The organism is Streptococcus acidominimus (genome assembly GCF_001921825.1).
GTDB classification, from domain to species: domain Bacteria; phylum Bacillota; class Bacilli; order Lactobacillales; family Streptococcaceae; genus Streptococcus; species Streptococcus acidominimus.
In genome coordinates this window covers 1-13780 of sequence record NZ_MSJL01000007.1, presented here as the reverse complement: position 1 = coordinate 13780, position 13780 = coordinate 1, and the positions used below count along the sequence as shown (strand labels likewise).

13 protein-coding genes are annotated in these 13780 nt (G+C 43.9%); 5 read left to right on the top strand and 8 right to left on the bottom strand.

Annotated elements, in window-relative coordinates; all coding sequences use genetic code 11:
* Positions 1-7 precede the first annotated feature (7 nt).
* The 4 genes from pyrE to BU200_RS02325 all read right to left on the bottom strand — a co-directional run bounded on the left by pyrE (position 8) and on the right by BU200_RS02325 (position 3342).
* Entirely contained in the window at positions 8-637 is a 630-nt protein-coding gene (gene pyrE / locus BU200_RS02340; protein WP_075098636.1) for an orotate phosphoribosyltransferase, read from the bottom strand.
* A gap of 91 nt (positions 638-728) precedes the next feature.
* Positions 729-1424 (bottom strand): orotidine-5'-phosphate decarboxylase, encoded by a 696-nt coding sequence (gene pyrF, locus BU200_RS02335; RefSeq protein WP_075098635.1) that lies wholly within the window; start codon positions 1422-1424, stop codon positions 729-731.
* Between the two features lie 188 nt (positions 1425-1612).
* Positions 1613-2554, bottom strand: a complete 942-nt coding sequence (locus BU200_RS02330; protein WP_075098634.1) for a dihydroorotate dehydrogenase — start codon at positions 2552-2554, stop codon at positions 1613-1615.
* Positions 2555-2568: 14 nt separating this feature from the next.
* Positions 2569-3342 (bottom strand): dihydroorotate dehydrogenase electron transfer subunit, encoded by a 774-nt coding sequence (locus BU200_RS02325; protein ID WP_075098633.1) that lies wholly within the window; start codon positions 3340-3342, stop codon positions 2569-2571.
* Positions 3343-3694: 352 nt separating this feature from the next.
* Between BU200_RS02325 and BU200_RS02320 the strand changes: the two genes are divergently transcribed.
* The 5 genes from BU200_RS02320 (at position 3695) to glgB (ending at position 10853) form a co-directional block, all read left to right on the top strand.
* Positions 3695-4615, top strand: coding sequence for a LysR family transcriptional regulator (locus BU200_RS02320; protein ID WP_075098632.1), 921 nt, complete (start codon positions 3695-3697; stop codon positions 4613-4615).
* A gap of 147 nt (positions 4616-4762) precedes the next feature.
* Positions 4763-5890: a glucose-1-phosphate adenylyltransferase gene (locus BU200_RS02315; protein ID WP_075098631.1), complete on the top strand. Its 1128-nt coding sequence runs from the start codon at positions 4763-4765 to the stop codon at positions 5888-5890.
* A 12-nt stretch (positions 5891-5902) separates the two neighbouring features.
* Positions 5903-7018 carry a glucose-1-phosphate adenylyltransferase subunit GlgD gene (glgD, locus tag BU200_RS02310; protein WP_075098630.1) on the top strand — a complete coding sequence of 372 codons (1116 nt, stop codon included), beginning with the start codon at positions 5903-5905 and terminating at the stop codon, positions 7016-7018.
* 8 nt (positions 7019-7026) lie between these two features.
* Positions 7027-8472: a glycogen synthase GlgA gene (gene glgA, locus BU200_RS02305; protein WP_075098629.1), complete on the top strand. Its 1446-nt coding sequence runs from the start codon at positions 7027-7029 to the stop codon at positions 8470-8472.
* Positions 8473-9005: 533 nt separating this feature from the next.
* Positions 9006-10853, top strand: a complete 1848-nt coding sequence (gene glgB, locus BU200_RS02300) for a 1,4-alpha-glucan branching protein GlgB (RefSeq protein ID WP_075098628.1) — start codon at positions 9006-9008, stop codon at positions 10851-10853.
* Positions 10854-11045: 192 nt separating this feature from the next.
* Here the strand turns inward: glgB and BU200_RS02295 are convergent, their stop codons facing one another.
* The 4 genes from BU200_RS02295 to BU200_RS02280 all read right to left on the bottom strand — a co-directional run.
* Positions 11046-11861, bottom strand: a complete 816-nt coding sequence (locus BU200_RS02295; RefSeq protein WP_167740062.1) for a transporter substrate-binding domain-containing protein — start codon at positions 11859-11861, stop codon at positions 11046-11048.
* A 475-nt stretch (positions 11862-12336) separates the two neighbouring features.
* Positions 12337-12804, bottom strand: a complete 468-nt coding sequence (locus BU200_RS02290; protein WP_075098627.1) for an 8-oxo-dGTP diphosphatase — start codon at positions 12802-12804, stop codon at positions 12337-12339.
* A 9-nt stretch (positions 12805-12813) separates the two neighbouring features.
* Positions 12814-13299, bottom strand: coding sequence for a GNAT family N-acetyltransferase (locus BU200_RS02285; protein WP_075098626.1), 486 nt, complete (start codon positions 13297-13299; stop codon positions 12814-12816).
* 164 nt (positions 13300-13463) lie between these two features.
* Positions 13464-13780, bottom strand: a 317-nt coding sequence (locus BU200_RS02280; RefSeq protein ID WP_211268954.1) for a transposase, incomplete at its 5' end; no start/stop codon positions are given.

The window sequence follows — 13780 nt, the reverse complement described above, 5'->3', positions numbered from 1 at the left end:
AGACTGCTTAATCCTGCCAGGTTTCTTGGTTTTCTTTAAATTTCTTCAACAAGGTCAAACCGTCTGCATTGATATAGCCTTGAACCTTGGCAACCTTTATGAGATCACTATAATTGGATAGGGTCACCAATTTAACTCCTGCCTGCTCAAAATTAGCAGTTGCCTTTGGTAATTCATAGGTGAAAATGGCTACTACACCGAGGACATCTGCCCCCTCACGTTCTGCAGCTCTTACAGCATCAAGGACTGATCCTCCTGTTGAAATCAGGTCTTCAATCACGACCATCTTCTGCCCCTTAACAATGCGACCTTCAACCTGATTACCCGCCCCATGGTCTTTTGGTTTACTACGGATATAAGCAAACGGTAGATTCATACGGTCAGCAATAATGGCTCCATGAGGAATACCCGCTGTTGCTGTCCCCGCAATCACTTCCACTTCTGGGAATGATTCCTTGATTTTCTCGACAAACCCATCTTCAATCAAGGTTCTGGTATCTGGATAAGATAGGGTAATACGGTTATCTGTATAAATGGGGGATTGTATCCCTGATGCCCATGTAAATGGCGCGTCTGGCTGTAAATACACCGCCTTAATATCAAGTAAGTGTGCTGCAATTTCTTTGGATAATGTCATGGGTTACTCCTTTTCTACTCTGTTGATTTTGATAAATAGTTGACAATCTTCAACCGCTATTGAAGATTATATTAAAAGATAAACGAAACGACTATAATTGGTTCCACTCTTTGTAAACAGCTTGATAGGCTTTTACAGGATCTTCTGCCTGCGTGATGGGACGTCCCACAACAATGTAGTCGCTCCCTATGCTGTAAGCATCAGCTGGGCTGACCACCCGCTTTTGATCACCGACTGCCGCACCTTGTGGACGAATGCCCGGGGTTAAGCAGATAAAGTCATCAGCAGTCTCCTGTTTAATAGCTGACGCTTCTTGAGCCGAGCAAACTACACCATCCAAACCAGCCTCATAGGTCTTTTGGGCATAGTGTAGTACAGACTCTTTTAAACTGCTTTGAATGTTTTGATCTTCCCTCATCTGCTCTTCTGATGTTGAAGTTAACTGTGTCACAGCAATGAGCTTGGCTGCGTTCCCCAGACCTCGTTTGGCAGCTTTCATCATCTCAACACCGCCTGCAGCATGGACGTTTGTCATATCCACTCCAATATCTGCCAAGACCCGCATAGCTGACTCCACTGTATTGGGAATATCGTGCAGTTTCAAATCTAAAAAGATACTATGCCCTAAATCCTTGATGTAGGTTAGGATCTCCGAACCTGCTGCGTAGTACAACTCCATACCTACTTTGACATACAAGTTTTCATCGCTAGGAAAAAGACCTAAAAAGGCTTTCACCTGCTCAAAACTTGGAAAATCAAGGGCAATGACTGGACGCTTTTCTCTCATTTATTCTTCCTTTCCACAAAAAGAACCTTGCCTAACTAGACAAGGTTGCACGAAAAGAAGGGTAGAACCCTACTTTTACCATGAACACCTTTCTAGCCTCTCTGGACTGAGTTAAAGGGGTAAACTGTTATTCCTATTTTCCTACTCTTATTCTAGTAATTTATCTGACGATTGTCAACCACTACCTGCTAGGAATGTAATTCTTGGCGAATTTCTTGCCCTAATCTTTCCAAGGTTGCGATGCCATATTGATCCATTTTCCTTGGTAAGTCCTCAATAATCGTTGGACAGGCAAAGGGATCTGTAAAATTGGCAGTGCCGACACCGATAGCCGAAGCTCCTGCAATCATCATCTCTAGCGCCTTTTCTGCTGAATCAATCCCGCCCATCCCAATGATCGGTAGATTCGTTACCTGCGCTACCTGTCGAATCAATTTTAGCGCAACTGGAAAGACTGCGGGTCCTGACATCCCGCCTGTGCCATTTGCAATAATCGGTTGGCGACTTTTCAGATTGAAGCGCATCCCTACCAAGGTATTGATCATGGTCAAGCCACTTGCTCCCGCATCTTCTGCCGCCTTAGCTAGCAAGGTAATATCCGCCACGCTTGGCGTCAACTTGACATAGACGGGCACACTCGAAGTCTTAACGGCTGCTCTCACCGCTTCATATGCCAAGTCTGGTACCTGACCAATCAGAAGACCATGATTGCCGTGATCTACATTGGGACAGGAAATATTCAGTTCAATTGCCTTGACATTTTTCGCTTGGGAAATCTTTCCTGCCACATAGGCATACTCTTCATTGGAAAAACCGGCAACATTGGCAATGATGGGGAGGTCGGGAAAATGCTGCTCTAGCCAAGGTAACTTTTCTGCCAACACCGCCTCTACACCCGGGTTTTGGAGACCAATGGCATTGAGCATGCCCGACGGTGTTTCAGCGACCCGAGGAGTTGGATTGCCAAAGCGTGGGTGCTGGGTCGTCGCCTTGATCATAATGGACCCCAAACGATTCAAATCAAAATACTCTGCGTATTCCTGACCAAAGCCAAAGCAACCTGAGGCTGGGATGATGGGATTTTTCAGCTCAAGCCCCGGTAAGGAAATCCGTAAACGATTCTCTGTCATCTCCTACTCCTTTCTCATAAGACAAGACTACCTGTCGCAAAGACGGGACCCTCCTTGCAGACACGTTGATTTTCATGTTCTTGACCTCCTTTCGGACGAACGACACAGGCATAACAGGCTCCCATTCCACAGGCCATACGAGCCTCAAGAGACAGGTAGGCATGTGGGTGATCTTGAAATCGCTTGTCCACATAGGCCATCATAGCAGGTGCACCACAAGCATAGACAGCAGCAAAGGAATCAGATAGCCTGTCGACCACCGTCGTGACATAGCCCTGCTGACCGTAGCTACCGTTATCAGTTGTCACAAAAACCTCACCGTAGCGTCGCAATTCCTCTTCTAAAATGACTGCCTGTCGATCTGCAAAACCAATCACCGAAACCACCTTGACCCCTCTGTGATAGGCCTGTTTTGCTAGCTCCAGCAAGGGAGGAACACCGATACCGCCACCGATAATCAGAATGGTCTGACCTGCTTCTAAATGATCGAGTGGAAAACCATTACCGAGCGGACCCATAACATCAATTTTTTCTCCCTCCTGCATCTGGGAGAAAAGAGCTGTTCCCTGACCTTCTACTCGGTAAATCAGGCGGGCTTCACGCTGTTCAAGATCAATCTCCGAGATAGAAATCGGTCTGCGCAAGAGCATGGACTTGTCCGGCACTTTCAAATGCAGGAATTGCCCCGGCTTCATCTCGCTCACCATCTCCCCTCTTAGGTACAAGGAGAAAATATTGGGAGCCAAGCAGTCTTGACGGACAATGGTCATCATTTCTTTTAAAATCATGTTTCCTCCTACAAAAAAACCTTGCCATAGGCAAGGTTACACGAAAAGAACTAGTCCTTCACAACTCCAATCTAGTAGCGTATATTCCACAGTCCTTTCCCTTGCCTTTTGTTCGCACGTCAACTCCCCTGCTTTCTGCTATCATTTAGTGATCGCTGCGGTTAGTTTCCCTACTAAAAGCAAATGAAAGACCGATCATGCCTGTGAATCATGCACGCCATATCGTCTGAAATTGCCAGTCACTTTGTATCTGTATTCGCCTTTTTTGCCTCTCTGGACTCAATTAAAGGTTTTATTATTCTGCATTATACATTTTTCATCTTTTTTTGTCAAATCATGATACAATAAGAGCATGAGAATCCAACAATTACACTACATCATTAAAATTGCTGAAACGGGTAGCATGAACGAAGCTGCCAAACAATTATTCATCACCCAGCCTAGCCTATCAAACGCTGTCCGTGATCTAGAAAAAGAAATGGGCATTGAGATTTTCTACCGTAACCCCAAGGGGATTACCCTCACAAGAGATGGTATGGAATTTCTCTCTTATGCCCGCCAAGTGGTCGAGCAAACCGAACTCTTAGAAGAACGCTATAAAAATCCGGGTGCCAAACGCCAGCTCTTTAGCGTGTCTTCCCAACACTACGCCTTTGTGGTCAATGCCTTTGTCTCCCTCCTGAAAGAAACCGATATGGAAGATTATGAGCTCTTCCTACGGGAAACACGAACCTGGGAGATTATTGACGACGTCAAGAATTTTCGCTCTGAAATCGGTGTTCTCTTTCTCAACAGTTTTAACCGAGATGTCCTACTCAAAATGCTGGACGACCATCGTTTGAGCCACACCCACCTCTTTACAGCTAGACCCCATGTTTTTATCAGCAAAACCAATCCACTGGCTCAAAAATCACTCATTACCTTACAGGACTTGGCTGATTTTCCCTACCTAAGCTACGAACAAGGGATCCACAACTCTTTCTACTTCTCCGAAGAGATTCTCTCACAAGAACACCACAAAAAGTCCATTGTCGTATCCGACCGCGCCACCCTCTTCAACCTCCTGATCGGACTGGATGGCTACACCATTGCCACAGGGATTTTGAACGCCAACCTCAATGGCGACAATATTATCTCCATCCCTCTTGATTACGAGGATGAGATCGAGTTGGTCTATATTCAACACGAAAAGACCACACTCTCTAAAATGGGTGAAAAATTTATCCATTACCTGCTTGAAGAAGTAAAATTTGACGGTCATTCCTCCGACTAAGCCCCTCTTTCCTACAAATACCGAGCATTATGAAAGCGTATCGCAAGAAAAAATGAAAATATTTGAATTATTTTTTCGGAAAACGCTTCCATAATGCTTTTGTTTATGCTATAATAATTCTATCATATATATAAGGAGTGATCTATTTTGGCACAAAATAAATTATTAGCAATGATTCTTGCTGGCGGACGTGGAACACGCTTGGAAGGGTTAACCAAAAAAGTGGCAAAACCTGCTGTTGCATTTGGTGGAAAATACCGTATTATCGACTTTCCACTTAGTAACTGTGCAAACTCAGGGATTGACATTGTTGGTGTCTTAACCCAGTACGAGCCTGTCCTCCTCAATTCTTATGTTGCCCAATCACAGCGTTGGGGCTTGGATGTGCAAGGTTCAGGTGTCTTTGTGCTTCCTCCAAGTGAGAAAATTGAGGGATTCGGTCTTTATAAAGGAACGGCTGATGCCATTACCCAAAATATTGACTTCGTTGATCTTCACGACCCAGAATATGTTCTCATCTTATCGGGTGACCACATCTATAAGATGAACTATGATAAGTTGCTTGACACTCATATTCAAAATGAAGCAGATGCAACCATTGCCGTAATCGAAGTACCGATGAAAGAAGCATCCCGCTTTGGTATCATGAATACAAATAGTGAATACCGTATCGAAGAATTTGAAGAAAAGCCAGCCAAACCAAAGAGCAATCTGGCTTCAATGGGAATCTACATCTTCACTTGGAAAACCCTACGGAAATACCTCCTCGAAGATGACAAGCTCGATGGATCATCCCATGACTTCGGGCATGATATTATTCCAAAATACCTAGCAGACGGCAAACGCCTCTATGCTCATCCATTCCGTGGCTACTGGAAAGATGTGGGGACGGTCAACAGCCTCTGGGAGTCCAACATGGACTTGATCGACCATGCGGATGATTTGGATCTCTCCGATTCCTCTTGGAGAATCTATTCAGAAGATTCTGGCTCGCCAGCCCAAGTAATCGGCAGTCAGGCGACTGTCCGCAGCGCCTATATTGATAAGGGAGCGATCATTGAAGGCAGGGTCGAACACTCTGTCATCTCCACTGATGTAGTGGTCAACCAGAATGCCTCTGTAAAAAATTCTGTCCTCCTGCCGGGAGCTATTATCGGAGAAAATGTTCAGCTAAACTATGTTATCGTTGCCGAAAACGTGAAGATAGCAGAAGGAACAAAACTCTCCGGTACTGCTGACTCTATTCTCTTGATCGATAAAAACGTAAGCAAGTAAGAAAGGATTGCCATGCTAAGAAATACATTAGGAATTGTAAATATTGAAGGAAACAATGTTCATTTTGGAGATGTCATGGATCACCGCGGGATTCAAGCCTTTGGATTTTTAGGACGCTACCGCTTGATTGACTTTGTCCTTTCCAACATGTCCAATTCTGGTATCAATGATTTCCAAGTCTACATGCCTGCTAAAATGCGCTCAACCATCCAGCACGTCGGAACAGGAAAACACTATAATATCAATAGTAAGCGCGGGAAATTACGCCTCTTAAACAGCGTGACAGACCCAAATTCAATCTACCAGCACGACATCAAGGCCTTTTCAGACAATATTCACTATATCGAAAATTCCCATAAGGAATATGTCCTGATTGCCCCATCCTACTTCATTTACAGCCAAGATTATTCCAAATTACTAGACCAACATTTGGAGACAAAGGCTGACATTACTGTCTTGTACAAAAATGTCACCAATGCTAAAGAAAACTTTATCGGCTGCCAAACCCTTAAATTTGGTGAAGACAAGCAGATTGTTGAATTTGAAGAAAATCATGGGAAATACAAGAATCGTCCTGTTTCTCTTGAAGCCTACTTTATGAAACGCACCCTCTTCCTTGAATTGATTAAACGCGCCAACAAGGTATCTGCTCTCTACTGGCTCAAGGATATTCTGCATGATGTTGTAGACCAATACCGGATTGTCGGCTATGCCCACCGTGACTTTGTTGCCTGTATCAATACAGTGGGAGCCTATTTCCAAACCCAGCTTGACCTGATTGATCCAGATACCCGTAAACTTCTCTTCAAGAATAACTGGCCCATCCATACGCAAACCAGTGACAGCTCGCCCTGTCTCTACGGACCGCTTGCTGAAGTCAAACGCAGCCTCATTTCAAATGGTGGTACCATCAATGGTCAGGTGGAAAATTCAGTGATTGACCGTGATGTCGTCATTGAAGAGGGCGTTGTGATTAAAAACTCTATCATCTTAAATGGTGTCAGCATTAAGAGCGGGGCTAACATCGAAAATGCCATTATCGATAAAGCAACCGTGATCGCACACCCGGTCGATATTAAAGGAAGTGCATCCGCACCTGCCTATTTGAAAGCCTATCAAGTTATTTAGGAGGAACTATGTCTAAAAAATCTGTTCTCTTTGTCGCTTCAGAAGGTCTTCCCTTTATTAAAACAGGGGGCTTGGCAGATGTTATCGGCTCCCTCCCCAAAGAACTGGTCAAACAAGGAATGGACGTGCGAGTGGTTCTTCCACTCTATCTAAAAATCGCTGTCACCAATCATGCGGATTTTGACTATGTTTCTAGCTTTGATGTCCGAGCAGGCGATATTCAGTCTATGGCTAATGTCTATCAACAGGTTGTAGACGGCGTTACCTTCTACTTCATTGAACATCGTGACTACTTCGAGCGCAAGGACTTGTACGGCTACGATGATGATGCCATGCGCTTTGGCTTCTTCCAGCATGCTACTTGTCGCTTATTAGAAGCTCTCCACTACTTCCCAGATGTCATTCATAGCCATGACTGGCATACGGCTGCAATTCCTTTCTTATGCCGAACCTTTTATAGCTATCGCGAAGAGTTTCGGGCAATGAAGCATGTCTTTACCATTCACAACCTTGCTTTCCAAGGGATTTTCAACAAGCAGGCTCTCTGGTCTGCTTTGGGTATGGATTATAGCTACTATGTTGATGGGATTGCCCGCTTCCATGAGGACTGCATCAGCTTTATGAAGCTAGGTATCCTCTATGCAGATAAGGTGACAACTGTATCTGAGACCTACGCCCAAGAAATTCTGACAGAAGAATTTGGTGAACAGATGGAGCATGTCTTGGAGTTGCGCCGTCACGATTTATTCGGTATTGTCAACGGAATCGACTATGATACTTGGAATAGCCAGACAGACAGCTACCTCGCCCACAACTACTCTCTTGAAAGCATTCACGACAAGAAAGCCAATAAGCTCGCCCTCCAAGCCCAGTTCGGTCTACCTCAAGACGAACATGTGATGCTCATTGGAATCGTGTCCCGCTTGACTTGGCAAAAAGGCTTCTATCTCTTGACTGAAGTGCTCAACCAGCTCTTGCAGGCCCATGTCCAGTTTGTCATCCTTGGAAATGGGGAGGCAGATATTGAAAATGCCTTTCATTACTTCAAGGAGGCTCACCCAGATAAATTCGCTTTCTATCAAGGCTACAATGAACCCTTGGCTCATCAGATTTATGCCGCTAGCGACCTCTTCCTCATGCCATCTATGTTTGAACCGTGTGGCATCAGTCAGCTGATTTCCATGCACTACGGTAGCCTGCCACTCGTTCGTGAAACAGGCGGACTCCGTGACACCGTGCGTCCCTACAATTGGGTGACTAAGGAGGGAACTGGCTTTAGCTTCTGGGGCAAGGATGCCTACAATATGAAACAAGTCTACGATTTGGCTCTTGATACCTACTATAATCGTCCAGATGATTGGCAACAGTTAATCCGTCAAGCCATGACAGCAGAGGTCAGTTGGACCGCTTCTGCCAAACGCTACATTGACCTCTACAACCAAATCACTGACTAATCCCATGGGGAGAGTCCTTCTCCTTTGGTATAATAGTTTTTATATGTTTTATAATTGAACTGGGATACAAGCTGTCCGAAAAAGAGCCATAACTGTTTCAGCTTTAGTTGCTTCCCCAGTCTAGGAATAGGCTGGGGAAGGTGGGAGATAAAACGAGTGAAACTCGTGTCAAGTATGGCTATCTTTAGGTACAAATTCTTTCTAGCTCTAAAGGTATGGGATACCTTAGGAGGTGGGAAATAGAAGTTTGCGAAGCTAACTCTCCCTCGTTTCTGCGTCGAATTTTCTAGTTTGCCGTAGCTGTTGCAGGCTATGCCTGTTTTACAGATATGGTATTAACAGTCAGGGAGGTGACTGTTAATACATAAAGGAGTGCGCTTTGAGTTTTTAACGGGCTTTGTATTTTGGAATTGAACACGGGCTAAAAGCTCGGAAAAAAGATAAATACTCCTAGAAGCAGAGACTTCTTCGTCGTATTTCCTATTTTTCATTCGCTTTTTACGCCCTTTGTATCTTATGTGAAAGGAGAATCTATGACCTTCACAGATCTTGATTTATATTATTTGCATACTGGTGAACATACCAGTCTCTATGAAAAATTCGGTGCCCATATCATCAAGAAAGGCAACAAAATTCTTGGTACCCAGTTTCGGGTTTTGGCACCCAATGCACAAGCTGTTTTCCTAGTAGGGGACTTTAACCACTGGCAAAAGACCCATCCCCTGCAACAGGAACATACCGGCGTCTTTCAACTCTATATTGACGGACTAAAATCGCTTGAGAACTACAAGTACCTCATCATTACTCACGACGGCAGGGAACTCTACAAGGCAGACCCTTATGCTTTCTTTAGCCAACTTCGTCCCAATACCGCTTCGACCACCTACAATTCCCGCTACAAATTCAAGGATGACACTTGGATGTATCACCGGGTCAACTATGATTTCAAGGAAAAACCTTTTTCCGTCTACGAAGTCCACTTAGGCTCTTGGAAGCAAAAACAAGCAGGTGAAAACGAGGAAACAGACCGTTTTTATTCCTATAAGGAAATTGTGCCGCTTCTCATCAACTATGTCAAGGAACACCAGTTTACCCATATCGAGCTATTGCCGATTACAGAACACCCTCTAGACGCCTCATGGGGTTACCAAGTAACCGGCTATTACAGCCCGACCAGTCGCTACGGTAAGCCGGATGAATTGAAATACCTCATCGACCAATGCCATCAGGCAGGAATCGGTGTTATCCTCGACTGGGTACCACTCCATTTCTGCAAAGATGCCCACGGACTCTATCAATTTGACGGTAGCTGGCTCTACGAGTATGAGATTGAGGGTGACCGGGAAAATCAACAGTGGGGAACTGCTAATTTCGATCTTGGAAAAGGAGTGACACGCTCTTTCCTGCTCTCCAATATCAAATACTGGCTTCAAGAATTTCATTTTGACGGCATTCGTGTCGACGCTCTTTCCTATCTCCTCTATTGGCGAGGGGAGACAGAAGAGGACAAACTCAATCACACGGCAATCGACTTTATAAAGCGGGTCAATGCCTTGGTTCATGCTGAATTTAAAGGGGTAGTCATGATTGCCGAAGATTCCTCCAGCTATCCAAAGGTCACTCATGCACTCGAAGACAGTGGGCTTGGCTTTGATATGAAGTGGGACTTAGGCTGGATGAACGATACCCTTACACACATGGAACGACCATCCATTTACCGTAAGTATCATGCTAACGAAATAACCTTTGGCATGTACTATAATCCGAGTGAACACTTTATTCTACCCCTATCACATGACGAGGTCGTTCATGGTAAACTCTCCATTGTCAACAAAATGAGTGGTGACTATGAAGATCAGTTCCACTTGGCGCGTGCCTATTATAGCTTCTTCTTTGCACATCCCGGTAAAAAACTCCTCTTTATGGGCAATGAATGGGGACATATCCGCGAATGGCATGAGTACACGCAAATGGACTGGAATTTACTTGATTTTCCAATCCACCAATCCTTTGCCCAGATGATGAAATCCCTCTCGACATTCTACCGAGAACACGAGGCTTTCTGGAAATATGACTATCAGGCTCATGAAAAAGGATTTAAGTGGATAAATATATTTGCAGAAGCCAATTGCTACGCTTTCTGTCGTTATAGCGATACGGAAAAAATTCTCGTCGTCAACAACTTCAACGATCAAGAGGTTTACGATTTATCGCTCGATTTGCCGGAAGGTGCTACCTACCAGCTTGTCTTTTCTTCCAATAGTATCCCGACAGCAGATTTCACCCTAACAGCAGATGAAAATGGAGCCCATATCACCATTCCACGCCTGACTACCTACTATCTCAAGCGGATTGATAAAGGCACGACAAAGAAGACATAAGCCCCTGTGAATCTCTCTACCAGCCGGACGGTGGAGCTAGGAATAAGCTGTCATTTGAAGCTCCTACACGAAAAGCAAATTGAAGTCGGATAAATTTTCAGTCGCTTTTTATACGCCCTTATATCTTGTTTAATTGAACTCGGGCTAAGACATAAGAACCCCCAATCCTTAAACTGGATTGGGGGTTTCAAGCTATTCAACAGCTGTATACTTCGCTACCTCTTTCAGATAGGTTTCATATTCGCCTGTTTCCGTTAGTTCTTTGATGATCTTATCAATTTCTTCTTTTAGGCTACCGCTATCCTTAGGCATAACGATGGCCTTGGTATTGGCATCTGTCTCCGGGAAGCTCACTTCCGCCATAGCAAGATCCTTGTTCTGGGTGGTGTACCCCAAGGCTACTGGAGAATCTAATAGGACAGCATCAACTTGACCAGACTTCAACTCGTTAATTGCCTCGCCCATTTGAGTAAGAGAAACGACACTAGCATCTTTCAAGTTCTCTTTGGCATAAACTTCCTGAGTCGTACCTTTTTGAACAGCTAATTTTTTACCAGCTAGACTATCAATTGAAGTATAAGTGTTCGCTACATCTTTTTTGACCAGTAAGACATCTTGGACATGGTAGTAGGCTTCTGAAAAGTCAAACACTTTCATCCTGTCTTCAGATACAGAAAGCCCTGCAATCGCAATATCAGCCTTACCATTTTGGACACTATTTAAAACATTGTCAAAACTCATTGAAGATACTTCCAATTTAACACCTAGTTTTTCAGCAATCTTCTCTGCCATCAATATATCTGCACCAACGACCTTATTTTTTCCATCTACCAAGGTCTGAAATTCAAACGGGGCATAATCTGGACTGGTCGCAACCACCAAGGTTCCTTTTTCCTTAATCTTATCCAAGGGTGCTTTTCCTGCATCCTTGCTGCCTGAACCACAAGCTGCCAAGCTCAATCCTGCTGTAAGTGCTACTAGCGCTGTCATCATTTTTTTCAATTTCATCTGATCTCTCCTTTTTCTATTTTCAAGTTCTTTAAATATATCGTCTTTATGATACCTCTTCATTCCAAGAACATCATCGGACTTTAGCTATCATTTTCATCTGATTACTCCTCTTTTCAAAACTAATTCCATTTTACGGTATTTTTATTCACTTGTCAATCATTTTGTGTATTTTTATTCATTATTTCTGCGAAAAAATACAAAATGTTTAATACTTAGTCTCCATTGACAGTTTCCTTTTGAAGCATTTCTTGATGGGAGACATCAGTAAAACTTTCTTGCAAATCCCAACACCCCCTAGACTAAAGAGGCTTCTCGCCTCCTACTCTTCAAAAAACTTCTTGCCCAATAGTACACAGGCTACAAGTCTCTGACAACATTTGGCAAAGATTGAGTGGGAAATAGAATAGGTAGCTGATGTCACCCTTCCTCCACATTTCAAAAAGACTTGGTATCTTGCCAAGCCTTTTCTCTATTATCGAAAATGCTTATCCCATTTTCCATCTGTTCCTTTGTGGGTATAAAAGAATTCAGACAAGACAGGGTCAGCCATAACCTTTAAGACCTCAAGAAGATCGTAGGCCAGTTCCTTGTGAGCTAGGTCTGCCTTTGGTAACCAAAAGACCTCACCCTCTGCGCTTGATTGAAGCTGACCTGAAAAGTGGATAGCCTTGTAGAGAAAGACCATATAGCGGTGTCCGTCCTTATCGGGCCAATGCTTGATCCCAACTAAGCTGGGTGCCTCAATGGTCAAGCCCGTCTCTTCCTGAACCTCTCGAACCACTGCATCGTGAAAGTTCTCCCCAGATTCAACGTGGCCCCCAGGAAATGCAAGACCAGACCAACGATACAGGCTGGGATCCCTACGCTGAACAACCACGCGCCCCTCACTGTCTTCGATTAAGCACATATTGGTCAAGGTGACCATTTCTTTACGTGACATGCGTCCTCCTTACTGTCCATAAATCATTCTCTTTTCCAGTATCTCCTGATCGGGACAAACCCTCTTGCTTGCTCCATCAAAGCGAAAACCGATACGTTCGTAGAAGCGAATTGCTCGTTCATTGCCTTCAACAACCCATAGGGCGACTTGCGAAAAATCTTGTAGGGCTTTTAAGGCGAACTGCATCATGCGGTAACCAATCTGCTGGCCATAGTATTCTTCTAAGACATAGATAGCATAAATTTCCCCAGCATTTTCCAAATCTTCCTGCTGAGAAGCTGCACAACAAACAAAGCCCACTACTGTATCACCCATCTTCGCCACAAAGGTATTCTGTGGAAACTCGACAGCCAATTTACGACATTGGTCGAGCGAATGTGCTTCTAAAAATGTTGCCGGCAACAGATTGACATAGGCTTCCTGCCATGCCTTCCAATGGACATAGGCTTTGCCTTCTTTTTCCTGATTTGTCCGCAGCGGAACAATGGTTACCATAGAGAGTCCCCCCTTTGTGTAAGAATGAATAAGGTTTTTAATTCTTATAAATATATTATGCGCTAAAATCATGAAAATAACAAGTTCTTTTGCGTTTTATAGTCATTTAGTTTATATTTTTATTACTTCGTTAACTCGTCTTGCTATACTATAGTTGTTTCACTTTAAAAAACATTGTTCAGACATTCTATCACCGAGTTATATTTGGGTAGTAACTCCATGACTTTCTTCTTAAGGTTAGCCCATGCTTTTTCAATCGGATTCAGTTCAGGAGAATAGGGTGGCAAAGGTAGGAAGAAATGGTGATTTGCGATACAAAGCTCATCTAATTGTGCTTTTGGATGAAAGGTAGCGTTGTCCATAATCACTATGTGAGGGCTATCTAAAGCCGGCAATAACTGACTTTCAAACCATTTGACAAAGAAGTGACTGGTCATGCTTTGTTTGTAAATCATGGGCGCTACAAACTTACCATTGACTT